Source organism: Bacillus sp. MYb56, from assembly GCF_002976445.1.
GTDB lineage: Bacteria > Bacillota > Bacilli > Bacillales > Bacillaceae_G > Bacillus_A > Bacillus_A mycoides.
On sequence record NZ_PCOH01000003.1, the window covers coordinates 211,062 to 230,753 of the forward strand.

General features: G+C 36.2%; 22 protein-coding genes, 1 other RNA gene and 1 riboswitch. Of the genes, 4 read left to right on the forward strand and 19 right to left on the reverse strand.

Annotated elements, in window-relative coordinates; all coding sequences use genetic code 11:
• Positions 1 to 2: 2 nt before the first annotated feature.
• The 13 genes from pbuX to CQ058_RS05900 all read right to left on the reverse strand — a co-directional run bounded on the left by pbuX (position 3) and on the right by CQ058_RS05900 (position 11,591).
• Positions 3 to 1,319, reverse strand: a complete 1,317-nt coding sequence (gene pbuX / locus CQ058_RS05840) for a xanthine permease PbuX (RefSeq protein ID WP_002126498.1) — start codon at positions 1,317 to 1,319, stop codon at positions 3 to 5.
• A gap of 2 nt (positions 1,320 to 1,321) precedes the next feature.
• Entirely contained in the window at positions 1,322 to 1,915 is a 594-nt protein-coding gene (locus CQ058_RS05845; protein ID WP_002086571.1) for a xanthine phosphoribosyltransferase, read from the reverse strand.
• A gap of 107 nt (positions 1,916 to 2,022) precedes the next feature.
• A riboswitch (purine riboswitch) is annotated at positions 2,023 to 2,124 on the reverse strand.
• 116 nt (positions 2,125 to 2,240) lie between these two features.
• Entirely contained in the window at positions 2,241 to 2,987 is a 747-nt protein-coding gene (locus tag CQ058_RS05850) for a type I methionyl aminopeptidase (protein WP_002193184.1), read from the reverse strand.
• Positions 2,988 to 3,109: 122 nt separating this feature from the next.
• Positions 3,110 to 3,583, reverse strand: coding sequence for a GNAT family N-acetyltransferase (locus tag CQ058_RS05855; protein ID WP_002189017.1), 474 nt, complete (start codon positions 3,581 to 3,583; stop codon positions 3,110 to 3,112).
• Between the two features lie 48 nt (positions 3,584 to 3,631).
• Positions 3,632 to 5,149 (reverse strand): carboxypeptidase, encoded by a 1,518-nt coding sequence (gene ypwA / locus CQ058_RS05860; RefSeq protein WP_002030824.1) that lies wholly within the window; start codon positions 5,147 to 5,149, stop codon positions 3,632 to 3,634.
• A 118-nt stretch (positions 5,150 to 5,267) separates the two neighbouring features.
• Positions 5,268 to 7,205, reverse strand: coding sequence for an ATP-dependent DNA helicase (locus CQ058_RS05865; protein WP_002011942.1), 1,938 nt, complete (start codon positions 7,203 to 7,205; stop codon positions 5,268 to 5,270).
• 138 nt (positions 7,206 to 7,343) lie between these two features.
• Positions 7,344 to 7,526 (reverse strand): DUF3921 domain-containing protein, encoded by a 183-nt coding sequence (locus CQ058_RS05870; protein WP_002126488.1) that lies wholly within the window; start codon positions 7,524 to 7,526, stop codon positions 7,344 to 7,346.
• 61 nt (positions 7,527 to 7,587) lie between these two features.
• Positions 7,588 to 8,727, reverse strand: coding sequence for a THUMP domain-containing class I SAM-dependent RNA methyltransferase (locus tag CQ058_RS05875; protein ID WP_002011868.1), 1,140 nt, complete (start codon positions 8,725 to 8,727; stop codon positions 7,588 to 7,590).
• Positions 8,728 to 8,907: 180 nt separating this feature from the next.
• Positions 8,908 to 9,299, reverse strand: an RNA gene (gene rnpB, locus CQ058_RS05880) — RNase P RNA component class B.
• An 87-nt stretch (positions 9,300 to 9,386) separates the two neighbouring features.
• A complete protein-coding gene (gene gpsB, locus CQ058_RS05885) occupies positions 9,387 to 9,722 on the reverse strand; it encodes a cell division regulator GpsB (RefSeq protein WP_000622426.1) in 336 nt (111 codons plus the stop codon).
• Between the two features lie 97 nt (positions 9,723 to 9,819).
• On the reverse strand, positions 9,820 to 10,374 hold the full coding sequence (locus CQ058_RS05890) for an SLOG family protein (RefSeq protein ID WP_002193186.1): 555 nt from the start codon (positions 10,372 to 10,374) through the stop codon (positions 9,820 to 9,822).
• A gap of 56 nt (positions 10,375 to 10,430) precedes the next feature.
• Positions 10,431 to 10,868, reverse strand: coding sequence for a CotD family spore coat protein (locus CQ058_RS05895; RefSeq protein ID WP_105589528.1), 438 nt, complete (start codon positions 10,866 to 10,868; stop codon positions 10,431 to 10,433).
• A gap of 156 nt (positions 10,869 to 11,024) precedes the next feature.
• Positions 11,025 to 11,591: a YppG family protein gene (locus CQ058_RS05900; protein ID WP_105589529.1), complete on the reverse strand. Its 567-nt coding sequence runs from the start codon at positions 11,589 to 11,591 to the stop codon at positions 11,025 to 11,027.
• Between the two features lie 177 nt (positions 11,592 to 11,768).
• On the opposite strand from CQ058_RS05900, the gene CQ058_RS05905 reads away from it, so the two are divergent.
• Entirely contained in the window at positions 11,769 to 11,960 is a 192-nt protein-coding gene (locus CQ058_RS05905) for a YppF family protein (protein ID WP_002030817.1), read from the forward strand.
• A 25-nt stretch (positions 11,961 to 11,985) separates the two neighbouring features.
• On the opposite strand, the gene CQ058_RS05910 is transcribed toward CQ058_RS05905, so the two are convergent.
• Both CQ058_RS05910 and CQ058_RS05915 read right to left on the reverse strand, forming a co-directional pair.
• Positions 11,986 to 12,330, reverse strand: a complete 345-nt coding sequence (locus CQ058_RS05910; RefSeq protein ID WP_002011864.1) for a YppE family protein — start codon at positions 12,328 to 12,330, stop codon at positions 11,986 to 11,988.
• Between the two features lie 15 nt (positions 12,331 to 12,345).
• Complete coding sequence (locus tag CQ058_RS05915) at positions 12,346 to 12,588, reverse strand: hypothetical protein (RefSeq protein ID WP_002030820.1); 243 nt, start codon at positions 12,586 to 12,588, stop codon at positions 12,346 to 12,348.
• A 118-nt stretch (positions 12,589 to 12,706) separates the two neighbouring features.
• On the opposite strand from CQ058_RS05915, the gene CQ058_RS32695 reads away from it, so the two are divergent.
• Complete coding sequence (locus CQ058_RS32695) at positions 12,707 to 12,853, forward strand: phage portal protein (RefSeq protein ID WP_306302660.1); 147 nt, start codon at positions 12,707 to 12,709, stop codon at positions 12,851 to 12,853.
• Positions 12,854 to 13,196: 343 nt separating this feature from the next.
• Here the strand turns inward: CQ058_RS32695 and CQ058_RS05920 are convergent, their stop codons facing one another.
• The gene (locus tag CQ058_RS05920; RefSeq protein WP_002030803.1) at positions 13,197 to 14,222 is read right to left on the reverse strand and encodes a DUF2515 domain-containing protein; all 1,026 of its coding nucleotides are present in this window, start codon (positions 14,220 to 14,222) and stop codon (positions 13,197 to 13,199) included.
• A gap of 103 nt (positions 14,223 to 14,325) precedes the next feature.
• On the opposite strand from CQ058_RS05920, the gene recU reads away from it, so the two are divergent.
• Both recU and CQ058_RS05930 read left to right on the forward strand, forming a co-directional pair.
• The gene (gene recU, locus CQ058_RS05925; RefSeq protein WP_002030800.1) at positions 14,326 to 14,928 is read left to right on the forward strand and encodes a Holliday junction resolvase RecU; all 603 of its coding nucleotides are present in this window, start codon (positions 14,326 to 14,328) and stop codon (positions 14,926 to 14,928) included.
• 66 nt (positions 14,929 to 14,994) lie between these two features.
• Entirely contained in the window at positions 14,995 to 17,718 is a 2,724-nt protein-coding gene (locus CQ058_RS05930; RefSeq protein WP_002193188.1) for a penicillin-binding protein 1A, read from the forward strand.
• A gap of 26 nt (positions 17,719 to 17,744) precedes the next feature.
• Here CQ058_RS05930 and CQ058_RS05935 read toward each other — a convergent pair whose 3' ends face one another.
• The 3 genes from CQ058_RS05935 to dnaD are packed head-to-tail and all read right to left on the reverse strand — an operon-like array spanning position 17,745 to position 19,637.
• Positions 17,745 to 18,263, reverse strand: coding sequence for a YpoC family protein (locus tag CQ058_RS05935; protein WP_105589530.1), 519 nt, complete (start codon positions 18,261 to 18,263; stop codon positions 17,745 to 17,747).
• Between the two features lie 3 nt (positions 18,264 to 18,266).
• On the reverse strand, positions 18,267 to 18,914 hold the full coding sequence (gene nth / locus CQ058_RS05940) for an endonuclease III (protein WP_000933020.1): 648 nt from the start codon (positions 18,912 to 18,914) through the stop codon (positions 18,267 to 18,269).
• Positions 18,915 to 18,929: 15 nt separating this feature from the next.
• A complete protein-coding gene (gene dnaD, locus CQ058_RS05945) occupies positions 18,930 to 19,637 on the reverse strand; it encodes a DNA replication protein DnaD (protein ID WP_000728546.1) in 708 nt (235 codons plus the stop codon).
• Positions 19,638 to 19,692 lie beyond the last annotated feature (55 nt).

The following is a 19,692-nucleotide window of genomic DNA, read 5'->3' on the forward strand; positions in this document are numbered from 1 at the left end:
TTCTATGCTTCTCTTACTGCACTTTGCATCGGAACTGGCTCTTCTTTTACTTTACGCTGCGGCACCATATTAAATACAATATTTAAAAGTACTGCTGATGCACTTCCAAGTACAATTCCGTTATCTGTCAAAATACGAATGTTTTCCGGAAGCTGTGAAAATAACGTTGGAACAACTGTAACTCCAAGTCCGATTCCGACAGAACATGCAACAATTAATAAATTTTCTTGTTTTCCAAAATCAACACTGCTTAACATTTTAATACCATATGCCATAACCATGCCGAACATTGCTAGCATTGCACCGCCAAGTACTGATTTCGGAATAATTGTTGTAATGGCTGCGATTTTAGGAATAAACCCAAGAGCAATTAACATACCACCACAAGTATAGATAATGACGCGATTTCTTACTCCAGTTAATTGAACAAGTCCTACGTTTTGAGAATATGTTGTGTATGGAAATGCGTTAAAAATACCACCTAGAACCATTGCTAATCCTTCTGCGCGATAACCTTTTGTTAATTCTTTTTCACCGATCTTTTTATTACAAATATCAGATAATGCAAAATATACCCCTGTTGCTTCCACAATTCCTACGCAAGCAACGAGAATCATCGTAATAATTGGCGTTAATTCAAATGTTGGTGTACCGAAGTAAAATGGCTGAATACCGTGGAACCAATCCGCTTCTCCAACCGCTTGCAAACTTACTTTCCCCATAAATGCTGCAACGATTGTACCGAACAATAGACCTAGTAAAATAGAGATTGAACGAATAAATCCGTCAAAGAAACGATACATAATAATGATAAATAATAAAACACCAAATGCTAACGCTAAATTTTCTAGACTTCCGAAATCTTTACTTCCAACTCCTCCAGCCATATCATTAATAGCTGCTGGAACAAGTGTAACCCCAATAACTGTAACGACAGATCCTGTTACAACAGGAGGAAACAGTTTTACAAGCTTCCCAAATAATTTCGCGAAAATAACAACAAATAATCCCGCAGCAATAATTGCTCCATATATAGAGGACACGCCGTATTGTTTACCAATTGCAATCATCGGTCCAACCGCTGTAAATGTACAACCAAGTACAACCGGAAGCCCAATACCGAAAAAACGATTTGATAATGCTTGTAAAATCGTTGCTACGCCGCACATTAATAAGTCAATCGATACTAAATACGTTAATTCTTGTTGATTTAAACCAAGTCCCCCGCCGACAATAAGAGGAACAATAATTGCGCCAGCGTACATGGCAAGCATGTGCTGAATACCAAGCGATGCGATTTTAAATGGGTGCTGCTTCATCGTTAGTTCACCTCCGCAGTTTCTTGCTGTACAAATGTAACTGTGCCGTTATCAAGTGATGCAATTTCTGCTAGTGATTCAACACGAACACCCTGTTCACGCAGCTTCTTTCCTCCATCTTGAAATGCTTTTTCAATAACAATGCCAATTCCCGCAATACTTGCCCCGGCTTGCTCTACTAAACTCATTAAACCTAAAGCAGCCTGACCATTTGCTAAAAAGTCATCAATAATTAATACATGATCATTTTCGTCAATATGATTTCGAGATAATGAAATCTCGTTCGTTTCTTGTTTTGTAAATGAATATACGTTTGCAACATACATATTATCTTGTAACGTTAACGATTTACGCTTTCTTGCAAAAACTACTTTTACACCAAGCTCTAAAGCAGCCATAACCGCTGGTGCAATGCCTGAAGATTCAATCGTCACGATTTTTGTAATGTTCTCTTCTTTAAAACGCTTAGCGAATTCTTTTCCGATTTCTTGCATAAGTACTGGATCAATTTGATGATTTAAAAATGCATCTACCTTTAATACATCACCAGATAAAACCTTTCCTTCGTTCAAAATCTTTTCTTGTAATACTTTCATGTTAGTTCCTCCTCTTATGCAAATAAAAAACTCCAAAAGCCGCCACCACTCGTTACAAGTGAGAGACGTGCTTTTGGAGTTTCGCAAAAAAGAATGCTAAACAAGCAAATATATTCGTCCTCACTCATAGTCAAAGTATTTACGGTACTTCGGTAGAAACTTGCAGGCCATATCCCCGCGATTATATGAGTGTAGCTAACTTATTTATTTATAGAAGGATTATAACGCACTTTTTTCACTTTGAAAAGCATTTATCGAAAAAACACGTACGAATTTTATGAAAATACCATTTTCGTTCGAGTTTTTCAAACTTTCACATTTCATATTACAACGTCGTTAATATGATAGGACCATCCTTCGTAATCGCAATTGTATGCTCATATTGAGCTGATAATTTACCGTCCATCGTTCTTGCAGTCCACCCATTTAAATCTACTTTAGAATATCGCATACCTACATTTACTATGGGCTCAATTGTAATTACCATTCCTTCTTGTAACTTAGGCCCTTGTCCTTGTTTACCAAAATGAAAAATCGCTGGTTCTTCATGAATCTCTTTACCGATCCCGTGTCCCGTAAAGTCTCTTGCAACAGAAAACCCTTCAGAGGCTACATAACTTTCAATTGCGTATCCAATATCTCCAACATGGTTACCACTTATTGCTTGCTCAATCCCTTTATATAAAGCACTCTCTGCTACTAACAATAACCTTTTTGCTTCATCAGAAATATCTCCAACTATATACGTCCATGCAGAATCCGAGAGCGCACCATTTAAGTTTACTACCATGTCAATTGTCACAATATCTCCTTCCTGTAAAGGTACATCACTAGGGAAACCGTGACACATTTCATCGTTTACAGATGCACATATCGCATATGGATACCCGTTGTAACCTTTCTGTTCAGATGTTGCACCATGCTTTTCTAAATACGCTTCAACAAACGTATCAATTTCTTGTGTCGTTATTCCTGGTTTCATCATTTTTGCAATTTCTCTATGACAAGAAGCTAGTAACTTCCCAGATTCATGCATCAAATCTATTTCATTTTTCGTTTTAATTGTAATCATACTACCTCTCCTTACTAAACTTGCTATTTGCTACTAAACTTCAATCATACACATCCTCTTCCAAAATTTCAAAACTTCTAATTACAACAAGTACAAAAAAAACAGAAGCTCTCCTCTGTTTTTTAATCATTTTTACATATATAATTCATTTTCAAAAACTCAAAACAACTACCATTTGTTTTCTGTATAAACGTTCCAACAGCTTCGAATCCTGCTCTTTTATACACTTTAATCGCTCTTTCATTAAATGTCGCTACTGATAGTGTTATATAATTACATCCGTATTTTTCTTTACTAAAAGCTAGTCCAGCTTTTACGAACTGTAGACCAAATCCATTCCCAGTTATATCAGGTCTCATTCCAAGACCTATATCAACCGTTTGATTATTTATGTTACTAAAACTAAAGAAACCAATGAGAGTACCATTTTCCTTCACAGAAAATGTATGATTCCCTCTACTCTCATCCTCTAAAAACTCAGCTAAATCTTCTTCATCTGCCTCTATATCATAAAAGGAATACTCCCCTTCATAATGCCAGTTATATGCAATTTCTTCTGCTTCCGCTCGCGACATTACTGTAAACATATAGCCCATTTCTCTCACTCCCTCATAAAAAAAAGCTGCAATTAAGCAGCTCCTGTTTTATAACTCATAAATCTCTTTATATTTAGCTTCTAAATAATCAGCTAAGTAGTTTGCATTTAAACCTTCACCTGTCACATCTTTTAAAATTTCAAGTGGTTTTTTCGTTTTGCCATATTGGTGAATATTCTCTGTTAACCATTCACGAATTGGTGTCACGTTTCCTTCTTCTAATAATGCATCAAAGTTTGGAATATCCTTTAGCATCCTATGTTTAAATTGCGCTGCATACATATAACCAAGCGCATAAGATGGGAAGTATCCAAATGAACCACCAGCCCAGTGAACATCTTGCAATACACCTTGTGCATCGTTTTCCGGACGAATTCCTAAATATGCTTCCATCTTATCATTCCAAGCCGCTGGCAAATCCTTCACTTGTAATGTACCATCAAATAATTCTTTCTCAAGTTCATAACGAACCATGACGTGAAGCGGATATGTAAGCTCATCTGCTTCTATACGAATAAACGATGGCTTCGATTCGTTAATCGCATCATAAAACTCATCTACTGATATATCATTGAATTGACCATCGCTATACTCTTTTAATAAATCATAATTTTTCTTCCAGAATGATTTATTACGACCGATAAAGTTCTCAAAGAATAATGATTGTGACTCATGAATACCCATAGAAGTTCCACTACATAGCGGTGTACCTTCAAATTCCTCCGCAATATTTTGTTCATATACAGCATGACCACATTCATGAATCGTGCCGAAAACAGCCATACGGAAGTCTTTCTCATCGTAACGAGTCGTAATACGAACATCCCCTCTATTTAATGTAATTTCAAAAGGATGTACCGTTTCATCAAGACGACCCGCTTCAAAGTTATAGTTCAATTGTTTTAATAACTCTAAAGTAAAATTCTTTTGTTTTTCTTTTGAAAAATGTTCAGCTAAAGCATTTGTTTTTAATTCTTTTTTAGACTCAGAAATTTCTTTCACAAGCGGAACGATACGTTCACGTAGTTGACCAAATACATGATCTAACACTTCTACTGTGATTCCGGGCTCATACATGTCTAATAGCGTGTTATATTTGTACGTTTCGTAACCCCAATATGTAATAAACTTCTTTTTGAATTCAACAATTTTTTCTAAATACGGACGGAACATTTCGAAGTCAGATTTTTCGCGAGCTTCTTCCCATACACTTTCCGCTTTCGCTTCTAATTTCACATACGCTTCATATTCCGCTTGTGGAATTTTCTTATTTCTATCATATTCTTTACGACACTCTTCAACCATTTTCTTTGTCGTTTCAGAAAGTTTATTTTCAACAATTAAAGATTCTAGTTCAGTTAAATAGTTCCCCATCTCATCTGAAGTCGACATCGCAAACACTTCGGATGAAAGCATTCCAATTACTTCTGAACGCTGGTCTACTCCTTGCTTTGGTGCACCTGTTCTTAAATCCCAAAACATTAAGCTTAATGCCTCTCCGTAATTCTCTATCTTCTTCACATATGTTAAAAATTGTTTTTCCACTTCATATGTAGCAACTGTCATAGTATAAAAAACCTCCTTTTTCTACCTCAAACTTATTTCGACACTGAAACATAAATTCCTTTTCTAATAGAAAAAAAGCTTGGCAAATGCCAAACTTTTCCCTACAACATTTTTTCGCTTAAAGTACTTTTCCTTCTACCGGAAGTACTTTCTTCACTGCTTCTATCACTTTTTCATCTTCATTATCTGATAAGAATAATGATATAGCACCTTTATCTTCACTTGTACGAATTAAACGTCCAATTCCTTGACGAAGACGTAAAATCATATAAGGCACATCTACGTCCCAGAATGGATCATTCACATGTTTACGCTTCGCCTCAAACACAGGATCGTTTGGAGGGAATGGTAATGACCAAATAATAACATGTGATAATGATGAACCTGGAATGTCTAAACCTTCCCATAAATGAACGGCACAAAGTACAGTCTCTTCTTCATTTTGGAAACGAGAAACGAGCTGACTAATTTCTTGATCTCCTTCATATAGGAACGGAACTGACATTTGCTCTTTACTTACATATTCTTTAAACGCTGCAAGTTCTTGCGTTGTACGGAATAATACGAGTGTACGTCCATTTGTTTTTTGTATATTTTCAAGTGTATATTGACACTTTCTTTCCCATTCATTTTCTTTCGTATACGGAAGTAAGTTTACTGTCATTTGCTCTTCATAATCAAACGGCGAAGCAACTGAGAATGATAAGTAATCTTTTACCCCTAGACTATTTGCAGTAAATGCGAACGAATCATTGTCAGATAATGTCGCAGAAGAGAAAATATATGGAATCTTCTTCGAGAATACTTTTTCTTGTAACACTTCTTCAACTGCACGCGGCATAATAACTAACGTGAAAGCACCATCGCCTTCTTCACCCCACGTAATTACATTTTTCTCGTGCATGAAAAGACGAAGTGAATGCTCTAACACATCTAAATGCTCATCAACAATATTTAAATCGTATGTGTTTACTGTATGCATTTCACTTTCAAATACTAATGCATCACCGACTTCACCGATTTTCGCATAAAGTCTTTTCGCTTCTGCAGTTACCTTTTCTGTCACAGTAATTTCTAAACGATCAGAACCTTCAATTTCCTTTTTATTCTCTTGTAGTACCCCAAAGAATTGTTCAGTTTGCCAAATTGTTTCTTCTACTAAATGTGCGAACTCTTCACGAATATCATTTTGTAATAATCTCGTTAAAAGTTGCTCCATCATCGTTTGTTTTAAACGGTACGTTAAAGCTTTTTGAGCTGCATATTCTACAAGATGCCCTTCATCGAATACAACGCAACTACTTTCTGGTAATAACGGAATTTGTCCTTCACGTTTGCGAGCTTCGTACGTCCAAATATGATCCATATAGAAATCTTGAGAACAAATGATTAAATCTGCCGCTTTACGATAATGCTCGCGCGAAAGAGTTTGACCACAACGATGACGAGAATCACAAGTGAAGCAATCTTGGAAGTAATCCCAGTTTACCTTTGACCATTCCTCGTCATTTAACAGTGGAAATTCTTTTCGATCACCATAGTGAGTAAAGTTCTGCATCGTACCATGATCGAATACGAACTGAGGTAATTCGTAATATACATCTTCAATTACTTCTGGAGCTCGTCCACTCATAACATCTTCAAGTTTACGTAAACATAAATAATTATCCATTGACTTCGCAAGTCTAACATCAACAGATAGCCCTAATGCTTCAGATAACTTAGCAATGTCTCCTTCTTCTTTCACAAGCTGCTCAATTAACGTTTCATCTGCACAAGCGATAATAGCCGGCTTCCCTGTATAACGTGCATAACAAATTGCATATAAAAGATATACAATTGTTTTCCCTGTTCCTACACCTGCTTCTGCAAACATAACTTTCTTCTCTTGGAAAGCGCGCTCTAACTGAAACGCCATAAAAATCTGTTCATCACGCTCTTCAAAGCCTTTTTCCGGAAGAATGTCGTAAAACACATCTCCAATCCACTCATTCAACTTATCATAAAAATTATCTTGTTTTCCTACTTCAAATGGTAACCTATTCTCAGTAAACATCCTTAGCCTCCAACCAAACAGTTTTTCTATAAAAAGATATAGCAACTGCTACTCACATGTGTGCAGCCACTTTCCCCTGTTACAATACATAGAAATACACGAAAAAAAATTTTCCTTTCGAAAAAGGAAAATTTTTTTCTATATTAATGACCTTAAATAACGTTTATCAATCGCTGTTTCATGTGAAAGAGCTGACAAATATTCTTCCTGCGCTTTTTGTATTCCATCTACAATTGCACCTTGACTATCCACTTCTTTTCCGAGCTCATCATACGTACGGTGAATAGCTTTTTGAATCATCGATAATTGGAAACTATCCATATCACTTCCTCCTTTACGCATTACATAATAGCCAGTATATGCGTGCTGGAGGAGTTTTATACTATGAATTACGCGGTGGACGCTTTCCGAAGTATTGATAGTAATCTGTACGGATAAATCCGTTAAACAGTTTACGCTTTTTCGATGCATCTTTCCCATAACATTTCTCAAATGCTTCATAACTTGTTAATAAATACATTGACCACGTATCTAATGGGCGGAATACCTCTCCCATTTCTTTATATAATTTTTCAACAAGCGCTCTTTCACTTAAACGTTCTCCGTATGGAGGATTCGTTACAACATAGCCATATTCCTCTTTTGTCGTGAAATCTTTTACTTGCATTTGTTTAAATGATATAAGATCCCCTAATCCAACTTCTTCTGCGTTATCTTGGGCAACTCTTATCATACGGTGATCGATATCTGATCCAATGATTTGCAATGGTTGATTATAATTAGCTAAATCTTCAGCTTCTTGACGAGCTTCGCGCCAATTTTGTTTACCAACCCAGCCCCATTCATCCGATGCAAAGCCTCGGTTAAATCCTGGTGCGATATTTTGTCCAATTAATGCAGCTTCAATTGGAATTGTACCAGATCCACAGAAAGGATCAACGAAAGGACGATCCGCCTTCCAGTTTGTTAACTTAATTAAAGACGCAGCTAATGTTTCTTTTAAAGGCGCTTCACCTTGCTCAAGACGGTATCCACGTTTATGAAGACCTACACCACTCGCATCGATTGTTAACGTCGCAATATCCTTGAGCATTGCAATTTCAATACGGAATAACGGTCCATCTTCTTCAAACCAAGTTGTGCGTCTATACGTTGTTTTTAATTTCTCAACAACAGCCTTTTTAACGATACGTTGGCAGTCTGAAACGCTAAATAATGTTGATTTCAAAGATTTCCCAATAACAGGAAATTCTCCGTTCTCTGGAATATAATCTCCCCAGTTTAACGCTTTTGTTTTTTCAAATAACTCATCGAATGTTGTTGCTTTAAATTCGCCGACTTTAATTTTCACACGGTCTGCAGTACGTAACCATAAATTCGTACGACAAATCGCTTTTTCATCCGCTTCAAACGTTACCTTTCCGTTTTCCACTTCACATTCATAACCAAGATCGCGAACTTCTCGGGCAACTAACGCTTCAATACCCATTGCCGCTGTTGCAATTAAAGTAACTTTTCCCATTTGCATTCACCTCTTATGTATAATCAAACAATAATTAATAACATGTTGTCCTATTAATTATCACATATTACGAAGAATATTCTCACTTACCATTTTAACTCACAACTTATAACTTCATACAAATAAAAAGCCCTCCTCTAACAAAGGAGAGCTGAGTTATTTCATAGTTGGTTCATAACGTTCTGTAAGCCATGTTCTGTTCCTTTGTACTGCAAACGGCCCACGCCTCGTACTCCGGTGGTAATCATCTATCTACAGGTTACGAAAACCTGTCCTTTTCCGTCGTTCATTTCCTTGGAAAAGATTCCCCTACCATTATTTGGGTTTCTCGCTCGTGGGGTTTACCTCGTTCCACTCCTATCATTTCTTCAAGGACTTCGTCACTGTGGCACTTTAAAGGTAGTCAAACCATATCCGAAAGGACTTAGGTTTTTTCCCTGCCGTTAAACCAGCCTTGCAGCCAGAATACCCTAGCTTATGACTTGGCTAGGCACGAACACTACAGCCATCTCAGGCCGTGCGAGCATGGACTTTCCTCTACAACGTTGGCGTTGCAGCGATTACCCAAACGTTATGACAAACATTAGTATAGTGGAAACAAAAAGATTTTGCAATGTTTTTTTCTATGTAAAATGCTTTAACCTTTTTGTTACCTTAATTTATTCGTATAACTTACTTCCAAATACAGCTTTTTCTAAATTAGATAGACGTTTTAAAATATCCGTATTCGTATTGTTATACACTGGTTGTGCAACTGGTGTTTGTACCGGTTGTTGCGGAACTTGTGTTGCCGCTACTTTTTGTTCTTCTAATTCACGTTTCAAACGAGCATTTTGTTGTTTTAATTGATCAAATTCCTTATGAAAAGCTTCATAATCTTTAATAATCATATCAAGAAACTTATCTACTTCTTCTTGTTGATAACCTCTCATACCTGTTTTAAATTCTTTTTCTAAAATATCTTTCGCTGTTAATTTAATTTTATCCGAAATCATTTTCTTCACCTCAAATTTTTGCCAAAGCTTTCATTAACTAAATTTTTTCAGAAACAACGCCTTTTGTCAATCAAATATACGAGTACTATATTACATATTACTCTGCATTATTCCACTGTTCCTCTTCCATTATATCTTGTAAATCAGAAAAAAGAATGAAATAACTGTGATAATTTTCTATTTCTCCTTTTTTCTTAGCTGCTTCTACAATATATTTAGGGCTCCCAGACTTTTCTTCATCATATACAGCTAAAAGTGCATCGCTTTTTTCAATAAAAAATTGATTCTTTAATTTAAATTGCTCTGGGCTTTCGTACTTCCGTTTCGTAATACTATCAATATGATCTGCTTGTGAAAGAATAAATTCGTAATATTCACGGTTATCTTCCTTCCAATTTTCCTCTTGTTCTAAAAAAGGAGTAAATACAGCTAATTTTAAATTTGGATATTCTACTTGAATTTCAAAAACAACTTCAGCAGCCCATAGCTCTACTCCTAACTGACCACTTATAATAACCCACTCCAAACCTTCTTCTACAAAAACAGTTAATTTACGAAGCAGCGCCTTTTTTATACACTCTACTCCTGGATGATCATTTTTAAATATTCCAAGTTCAAACGGCTTATATCCTGTTACAGCAACAACCTTCATATCAACACTCCAATTACAAAAAAAGAACTAGCATTTCGCTAGTTCTAACATATCATTTACTTTTTAAACATTCCACCAACGTTTGGTCCGATATTTGGTCCAAATGGTGATACATTCGGTCCTGGTCCAAATGGTGATACGTTCGGTCCTGGTCCAAATGGTGACACATTCGGTCCTGGTCCAAATGGTGATATTTGATGCCCATGGTGATGATGGCCATGACCACATGGTCCACATCCGCCGCCAAATCCACCAACAGATCCTGGATCACCAGGGTCTACAACGTTTACGTTCGAGTTTGTTTGTGGGAAGAAGCTTTGATTTTTAATTTGTTGATGATGAACATGCGTTGTATGAGTTGGAAAAATGTGTGGCACCAACGTTGTTGAAAAAGAATGTGTTACGCATTGTTTCGTTGGGTGAATGACAGGAGCTGTCGTACAAATAGGTCCTACAGGCTTATGCCCTCCAAAGCAAGGATGACAATGATGCATAGTTTTTTCTCTCCTCTCTCATTAAAAAAATCTGACTACACTTTACAATATGAGCGAGGGGCTAAAGCCGCTTGTTATATATACCCATTTATTTCATGGAAATTTGTCTAGTATCCAATTTCATACGTAATACCTATTATAGACAACCCCCTACTATTATTTACCAAAAAAGCCCCCAACTTGCTTAACAATCCCTGTTACTTGATTCATCGCGTTCATCATTTGTCCAGCCGTGTTCATCATTTTATTTACATCGTAGTTACCATCTGATGATTTAAATTGTGAAACAAAACTAGAAAACTGACTTGGTTGCTGTTGCTGTTGCTTTTGTTTATTCATCGTTGGATATGGTTGTTTTGGTGGATAAAACATAGCTTGTTGATTTACATATTGAGCTGGCGACATGTAGTTTTGTGAATTCATATACGCTTGCTGTGGTTGATTCGTATACATTTGCTGCGGCTGATTCATATGCGGTTGTTGCGGTTGATTCATATGCGCTTGCTGTGGTTGATTCGTATATGCTTGTTGCGGCTGATTCATATGCGCTTGCTGCGGTTGATTCCCAAACGACACTTCAAATGGTTGATAATAATTTTGGTTTCCATAATGAGGCTCGAAAGGATACATATTATATCGTAAATATGTATCCTCATTATATTGGTACATATTTTGCTGTGCATATGGATTTGCTTGCTGATATACATTAGGTTGTTGAAACATGCATTCTCTCCTCCTTGGCATAAGTTTCTACATATAGAATATGTACCTATAAAATAAAATGTGTGACGGAGTACCTGTCTGTTTTTGTCGGAAGTTTAAATTTTTAAAAAAATTAGAAAGTAAACCCTTCCATGCTATGATAATAAGGAAGAAGATTCTCATGGGGGAGGAATCAACATGGTATTAGGGGATTTAAAACAAGCGTTTTCTCAAAAAAAGGGGTATTACACAGAAAATTCGAATGAACTGTTAGACTTTGCAAGACATTGTTATCTTGAAGGAAAAGTATGCATATCAGATTACCGAACATTAATACGAGAGTTAGAAATAAACGGTGCAACAAAACCTACAACAGTGACAGAGGCATAAAAAAACAAGAGGGTTTTCCCTCTTGTTATTTACATTGATCTACGATATTTTGCAAAGTGTACGAAATAGCTTGATGAGTTTCAAAGAAACGTTTGCCTTTTCCCTTATTAACAAAACATTGTAGCACATTAGTTTGTAAATTATCATACACTTGATCAATTTGTTGTACATGTATATACTTAGGTCGTTCTTCCTTTATCCACCTATAAGCTAATTCTTTCCACATCTCTAACTCCGCATCTACAATATCAACAAATGGCTTCATATCCTTATAAAAATCATATTCAGCCATCTCTCTTTTTTTCACATTCGCTTCATCATTATACTGCATTAACTTCTCCGAAGACTGGATTAATGCTTCATGTCCCATTTTGTTCCCACCTTATTATGCACTCACTACGACGTTTTGAAATGTCTTTACCCAGCTCCCTTTTTCTTCGTGATGCACTAATTTATTTTCCATATGTTCTATATGCATTTCTGTTATTTCTATCTTATTGCGTATTTTTTCACCTTTATCCTTCAATGCATGATTCATTCTAATCCCAATCTTCATTTCCAGCAAATCGAGAGAACTTAACATTTGATCCATTTTTTTCATAACATCTTCCTTCTGAACCATCGCCATATTTAAAACGCCCCCTTCTTTGCCTTTCCTTTGTCATGTAATTTCGCCGATTGATTAATTACTCCTTCTCACATGACAAAACTAGTTGATATTCGTCAAAGAAATCATTTAGTATGCCATTATTAGAAATGGTAACAATACAAAAAGGAGGTGTATTACGATGGCAAAAAATAAAAACGAAAAAAAGAAAAAGCAAAACAAACAACAAAACAAACCTGAGACTGGTAATCCAAAGCTTGATGGTCCAAATTTCCCCGCTACATAAAGTGAAACTTTAATCAGTGGGGTTTTATTCATCCCCCACTGATTATTAGCCCGCACCAATCGGGTGTTTACGGACAGCAGGGCTTCCACCTACCTTCTTTGCTCCAGCCAAATTTTGAGGTGGGAGTTTTACTGTCCGCAAATAGCGGGATAAAATGACACTTTAACCAAAGTGGCTTTTACAAACAACTATTTTCTAGTCTACCTTACCTCTTCGCTTTCGATAAGTGTTGAAGTTAAAGTCGTACTGCCGGCAAATAGCCGATTAGAAAGTAACTTGTTGTAGAGCATATTACTTTTAATAAAGAAGTCCCGCCCTCATTTAAGAAGGCGGGACTTCTTTATTATATCATGAACTCATCCATTCTTTTAACAAAACTACTTAATATAGAAAGAGTATGTATTTGCTCCCTCTTCTTTCTATACCATTCTGTTATATTAATTTCCCCCTTAGGTTTTTCAAGTAAAAATAATGAATCTATTTCCAACCCTTCACTAAACCAATCTTTTTCAATTAATTTTTCATGAGTGACAATAGAATACACATCCCGAAGAGCCGGCGTACATGATTTTCTAATTCCCCTTATATTACATTCATAATCCATCCTTGATCCTGTATGCCTAGTTTGCACTGCAAATTTATAAAAAGAAGCCTTATACTTTGAATGAAATAATAACCAAGCTAATTGTTTCCCCAGTTCTATACGTTTTTGCAACGTTTCAAATTGATAAACTGAAAATCCATACATTCCCCCTTCCACCATTGGAAAAATAACTGCACTAACGTGAAATATTTCTTGAAATTTGAATAGTGCAGTATCAAATACATGTTTTTGAAAGTATGCATTCTCAATTACTGGTTTTTGAATTTTATTTTGTTCATTAATAATAAGTGCCGTCATAAGCCTATTTATATCTTTTTTCTCCCAAAACGCGCCCCATTCTTTTTCCATAAAAATTGATATGTTGAAAAATTGTAACAAATGAAAGAGCGGCGCACATCTCTTTTTACTTTCCTCATACAGTAATAGTTGAGGAAATGCATCTAAAAAAATGAGCCAATTGGCTTTCTCATACAAATGAAATAATCGTCTCTTAACTGTTTGAGATAAAAGATTAGAATAATATTCTCCTTCTAAATCTGTCATGTTCCATCCCCCATTCCTTGAAACCATGCTTGCTAAAAAAGACCATCTAATTTCTCTATTTCTCAAATAATATTCTTGGTAAGATTGTGTACGTGAAATATTATCTACGTTAGCTACATCCGTGCTCTCCTTAATATTAAGAACTATAGCTTTTTCCTCTTCTGTACAAAAAATATCATTACGGGTCTGTTTAATTTTTTCGTAATCATTCCATCGAAACATGAGTAAGTCACCATACCTTTCTTGAAAAAGGTCACATCTTTTTTCATTTTTTGATATAATCACCTTTGTAAGTAAATCTTATCAAGTTGGGAGTGGACAAAATATGACCATTCGTTACCCAAATGGAAAAAGGTACGATCAAGCTTCACAACCTCATAAAACACCAATAAAAAAACATACTTACAGTAATAGAGGTATGTCCCTTGAAGAGGAATTGAATGACACCAATCAATATTACTTAACCCATAATATTGCATGCGTACATAAAAAACCTACACCTCTTCAAATTGTAAAAGTAGATTACCCCGCTCGAAGTGCTGCAGTGGTAAAAGAAGCGTATTTCAAACAACCTTCTACAACAGATTACAACGGTGTATACAAAGGGAAATACATCGATTTTGAAGCGAAAGAAACTAAAAATAAAACCAGTTTTCCACTTCAAAACTTCCACCTTCATCAAATTGAACATATGAAGCAAGTAGTCGCTCATAATGGAATTGCATTTGTTATTATTAAATTTACACTTTTTGATGAATTTTATTTATTAGATGCAAAACATATTATTGCATTTTGGAATCGTCAAAATACTGGTGGACGTAAATCGATTACAAAACAAGAAATAGAAGAGCATGGGTCTTTATTATCATGCGGTTATCACCCTCGAATTGATTATATCCGCGTACTAGACACGGTTTATTTTTCGTGATAGAGTCATCACTAAGGCTCTTTTTTCGACTTTTGGGGGAGAGAATGAAAGGTAGGAGAAAGTATAATGTCAGATAATTATCGTTCTCGTACAGAACGAAATCATGTAAAAAATCAAACGAAAGAAACAAATAATAAAGAAGAAAAACCAAAGAAAAAAGGTTCCTTTTTCAAGAGATTTCTTATAGGTTGTCTACTTCTTGGTATCGTCGGTCTCGTAGCTGGCGTTTCGGCCTTCTTTGTTATGGTAAAGGACGCTCCAAAACTAGACAAATCAAAGCTAGTCAATCCTTTATCAACAAAATTCCTTGATAAAAACGGGAATTTCTTCTATGAATACGGTGCTGAAAAACGAACCCATGTTACATACGATCAAATTCCAAAAGTAATTGAAAGTGCATTCCTTGCGACTGAGGATGCTCGTTTCTACGATCATAATGGAATTGATTTTAGACGTACTGGAATGGCAGTCATGGAAAATGTCACTGGTGGTTTTGGATCACAAGGTGGTAGTACGATTACACAGCAAGTAGTTAAAAACTATTTTCTAACGATGGACAAAACTGCAAAAAGAAAAGTGCAGGAATGGTACTTATCTTATAAGTTAGAGCAACAGTACTCAAAACATGAAATTTTAGAAATGTACTTAAATAAGATTAACTTAGGTAATCGCTCTTATGGTATTTCCACAGCTGCCAAAAAATATTACGGCAAAGATTTAAAAGACATACAACTACACGAAGCTGCAATGCTCGCTGGTTTACCCCAAGGTCCTAACATTTATGATCCAACAAAACCAGATAACGTTGATAGAGCAACGAAACGTCGTAATATCGTATTAACATTAATGAACCGACACGGGTATATAACGAAACAAGAAATGAATGATGCGATGCAAATCCCTGTAATACAAGGACTTCTTCCATCTTCAGAAGTAACTGAAATGAAATACCAATCATTTTTAGATGCTGTTGTAAAGGAAGTTGAAAAAGAATACCCTGATGTAAATATCGGTTCAGATGGTTTAACGATTCATACAACACTTGATCAAGATGCTCAAGATTACGCTGAGAAAATTATGGATGGCAATCTCATTAAATATCCAAACGATCAGTTCCAAGGATCATTTGTATTTATGGATACACAGTCTGGAGAAGTTCGAGCAATTGGTGCTGGGCGTAAAGAAAGTAAGTCTACTTTCAAAGGTCATAATATGGCAGTTGATTTAAAACGCCAAGTTGGTTCAACAATGAAACCAATTTTCGACTATGGTCCAGCAATTGAGAATCTTCAATGGTCTACTTATCATCAATTAAATGACTCTGAATATACTTACTCTGATGGCACAAAGATTAAAAATGCTACAGGTAATTTTAAAGGTGACGTTTCACTTCGTGAAGCATTGAAGAAGTCATTAAACATCCCGGCTTTAAAAACAGCTCAAGCAGTCGGTATTCCTAAGTCACAAGAGTTTGCTGAAGGTTTAGGAATGACGTTTAAAGATGGGAAAGCATATGAATCTACTGCAATCGGTAGTAATGAAGGCTCTCCGTTAGATGTCGCTGGAGCTTATGCAGCATTTGGAAATGACGGTGTATACAATAAACCTCATTTCGTTAAAGAAGTTATTTTCCCAGATGGGAAAAAGAAAAGCTTTAAATCGAAAGAACAACGCGCAATGCATGACTATACAGCTTACATGGTCACTGACGTTCTTCGTGACGTAGTAAAACCTGGTTCTGGCGGTACAGGTCCAACAGCATATGTTTCAGGTGTAGACGTAGCAGGTAAAACCGGAACACAAAACTTTGATAAATCAGTTATAAAAAAATATGGTATCCCAGATGACGCAAACAGAGACAGCTGGTTCGCTGGATATACACCACAATATACAATGGCTGTATGGACTGGTTATGAAAAAGATAGTCCAGAAAATTACATTAGCGATCGTTATACTAAAATTGCACAACAAATGTTCCAAGTAATGATGAGCAAATTCGCTACAGATAAATCTCGTTTCGAACGCCCTTCTTCTGTACAAGAAATAAACGGAGAGTTATACGTAAAAGGTGCGAAGAAAGATGCAATTAAACAAATTAAAGTAGATCCGCCTAGTGGTCTTAATGTCGCTTTCGATGGCGCTAGCACAGTGACACTGAACTGGTCTGGACCATCATCAAATGTTGATGCATACGCAGCAAGCTATAAAGCTACTGACGGTTCTAGTGGTAGCTTATCAGTAAGCGGTACGACAGCTACTCTTGGTGGTATTAAACCAGGTGTTACTTACAGTTTCTCTGTAGTAGCGAAAAAGGGTACTGGAACAAGCCCTGCAGTTGGTGCATCCTTCACTGCGCCTGGCGGAACTCCAGATGCGAAAAAAGCTGACGAAGAAGCCCTGAAAAAGACCAATGAAGATAAACTAAAACAAGAAGAAGCTAAGAAAAAAGCTGATGAAGATCAGCGTAAACAGCAAGAACAGCAAGAACAGCAACAGCAACAGCAACAAGAACAACAACGTAAACAACAAGAACAACAGCAGCAACAAGAACAACAACGTAAACAGCAAGAAGAAGCTCAAAAGAAAGCCGCTGACGAAGAGGCTAAGAAGAAAGCTGACGAAGAAGCTAAGAAGAAAGCTGACGAAGAAGCTAAGAGAAAAGCCGACGAAGAAGCTAAGAGAAAAGCTGACGAAGAAGCTAGAAAAAAAGCTGAAGAGCAACAACAGCAACAAAATACCGAGGGAGATACACCTCACGCGGACGGAAATGTTGTTACAACAGAGTCTTAATAAACAAAAAAAGAAGTCGGTTTCTCTTAATGAGAAACCGACTTCTTTTTTGTTATCATTTTCTTTACATATAGCTTTTCTATTTCGATATACAACTGTACTAATTGAATATACGAATGGTAATTACTCAGTTTCTTTATAATAAATGAATATCGCTCCATAAAATTAACAGGTTGTACTTCCAATTTATTCGTATTTACTTGCATCTCATTCAAACTATGAACAGGCTGCTCATTTAACCAATATATAACCGATAGAAAGTGCGCTGCAAAAAGAATCATCGGACCCTCAGCTTCTTGTTTTTTTCTGTTCCGAAATAGTATAGCAATTTCTTCATGCTTGCTTTTCCATATATTTAACACCGCTGGAATACTTGTTTCAATTTCATTCCATGGCTCATATTTTCTTTCAATATCAAATATAAAGTAAGTATTTTGTATTATCTCTTCAAAAGATTGGTCTGTGTGATACGTAATCGAATTTGCACTCACTTTAAAAAATGGTACGCACCGAAACTCTTTCGGTATTTCTATAACTCGCTCCATCCTTTATTTCCCCTTCATTCGTTTCTTTCCTTCGCGACATATTTCTAGTAATCGACACTCTTCACATTGTGGTCGCTGCGCCTTACAGTAATAACGTCCGAAGAAAATCATACGGTGGTGTGTAACTCCCCACTCATCCATTGGAATTTTCTTCATCAATGTCTTTTCCACTTCTAACACAGAATCTTTCCATCTACAAATTGCTAACCGTTTACTCACTCTCTCTACATGCGTATCAACAGCAATCGCTGGAATCCCAAATGCTACCGAAACAACTACATTCGCTGTCTTTCTCCCTACTCCTGGTAATTTCGTCAGCTCATCACGGTCTTCTGGAACTTTCCCGTTATAATCATCTAGTAACATCCGGCACAATTTTTGAATATTTTTCGCCTTATTTCTAAACAATCCAATGGAACGTATATCTTGTTGTAACTCTTCTAAAGACACACTCAAATAATCTTCTGGTGTTTTATATTTTTGGAATAAGTTTTTCGTCACTTTATTCACAAGTGCATCTGTGCATTGTGCAGATAATGCCACTGCGATTACAAGTTCAAATGGATTATCATGAATTAATTCACAATGCGCTTCTGGATACATATCCGCCATTGTATCTAAACAATAACGAATTTGCGTTTTGTTCAACATATATTTCCTCCTACACTACTGCTCCAACCAATTATAAAAAGGCACTTTCCCAGTAAATTTCGTCTCTTGTTTTGTCGTTTGTTGTGTGCGTTGTTGATTCGCTCTAAATTTCTGGCCTTGATTTTGCGCTTGATCTACCGTTTTAATTCCGTTCTTTTTCCACTCAAACAAAATACGATCAATATACCGAAAATTAAGTTTACCACTCATAACAGCTTCACGAAGAGCCGCTTGAATTAAATTCGGATGGTGTTGATCTTGATCTTCCCACATCCCTAATGTTTCACATTCAAATGGGGAAAGTGGTCTTCCGAATTCTTTTTCAAATACTGTATATAAATTTACTTGAATTTGTTTTTGTTCTTTTTGCTCTTCCTCTATAGATTCATTCATTAAAAAGTGCAATATTTTTTCCCACAGTGGTTGTAAAGAATAACTTTCACACATCATCGCTTCAGATCTTCGTCCACCTTCTAGTGCTAAAAAACCTTTTTGGATTAAAGTCTGAATCACTTCCATGCATTTCATTTCTGTTATCGTCATCCGTTCTGAAATCTCTGAAGGAGTCGGGAACGAATTACCTGATTCTAAAAATGTGTGTACATGAAGTACTACCATAAATTCCGTCTCATTTAAACCTAGCTTTTTATAATGCATCATAAGCAATTTAGGAATCGCTATGCTTCCCTGTTCAAACCATTGTAACATCATTTTCTTTTTCATCACCAAACACCTCGTTCTCTAGTATAACACACCTTTAGCCATTTCTTTTTGCCAC

Coding starts and splice junctions, on each gene's coding strand:
- pbuX (WP_002126498.1), bottom strand. CDS start 1,319: ATGAAGCAGCACCCATTTAAAATCGCATCGCTTGGTATTCAGCACATG.
- CQ058_RS05845 (WP_002086571.1), bottom strand. CDS start 1,915: ATGAAAGTATTACAAGAAAAGATTTTGAACGAAGGAAAGGTTTTATCT.
- CQ058_RS05850 (WP_002193184.1), bottom strand. CDS start 2,987: ATGATTACAATTAAAACGAAAAATGAAATAGATTTGATGCATGAATCT.
- CQ058_RS05855 (WP_002189017.1), bottom strand. CDS start 3,583: ATGGGCTATATGTTTACAGTAATGTCGCGAGCGGAAGCAGAAGAAATT.
- ypwA (WP_002030824.1), bottom strand. CDS start 5,149: ATGACAGTTGCTACATATGAAGTGGAAAAACAATTTTTAACATATGTG.
- CQ058_RS05865 (WP_002011942.1), bottom strand. CDS start 7,205: ATGTTTACTGAGAATAGGTTACCATTTGAAGTAGGAAAACAAGATAAT.
- CQ058_RS05870 (WP_002126488.1), bottom strand. CDS start 7,526: ATGGATAGTTTCCAATTATCGATGATTCAAAAAGCTATTCACCGTACG.
- CQ058_RS05875 (WP_002011868.1), bottom strand. CDS start 8,727: ATGGGAAAAGTTACTTTAATTGCAACAGCGGCAATGGGTATTGAAGCG.
- gpsB (WP_000622426.1), bottom strand. CDS start 9,722: ATGATTTCGGATAAAATTAAATTAACAGCGAAAGATATTTTAGAAAAA.
- CQ058_RS05890 (WP_002193186.1), bottom strand. CDS start 10,374: ATGAAGGTTGTTGCTGTAACAGGATATAAGCCGTTTGAACTTGGAATA.
- CQ058_RS05895 (WP_105589528.1), bottom strand. CDS start 10,868: ATGCATCATTGTCATCCTTGCTTTGGAGGGCATAAGCCTGTAGGACCT.
- CQ058_RS05900 (WP_105589529.1), bottom strand. CDS start 11,591: ATGTTTCAACAACCTAATGTATATCAGCAAGCAAATCCATATGCACAG.
- CQ058_RS05905 (WP_002030817.1), top strand. CDS start 11,769: ATGGTATTAGGGGATTTAAAACAAGCGTTTTCTCAAAAAAAGGGGTAT.
- CQ058_RS05910 (WP_002011864.1), bottom strand. CDS start 12,330: ATGGGACATGAAGCATTAATCCAGTCTTCGGAGAAGTTAATGCAGTAT.
- CQ058_RS05915 (WP_002030820.1), bottom strand. CDS start 12,588: ATGGCGATGGTTCAGAAGGAAGATGTTATGAAAAAAATGGATCAAATG.
- CQ058_RS05920 (WP_002030803.1), bottom strand. CDS start 14,222: ATGTTTCGATGGAATGATTACGAAAAAATTAAACAGACCCGTAATGAT.
- recU (WP_002030800.1), top strand. CDS start 14,326: ATGACCATTCGTTACCCAAATGGAAAAAGGTACGATCAAGCTTCACAA.
- CQ058_RS05930 (WP_002193188.1), top strand. CDS start 14,995: ATGTCAGATAATTATCGTTCTCGTACAGAACGAAATCATGTAAAAAAT.
- CQ058_RS05935 (WP_105589530.1), bottom strand. CDS start 18,263: ATGGAGCGAGTTATAGAAATACCGAAAGAGTTTCGGTGCGTACCATTT.
- nth (WP_000933020.1), bottom strand. CDS start 18,914: ATGTTGAACAAAACGCAAATTCGTTATTGTTTAGATACAATGGCGGAT.
- dnaD (WP_000728546.1), bottom strand. CDS start 19,637: ATGAAAAAGAAAATGATGTTACAATGGTTTGAACAGGGAAGCATAGCG.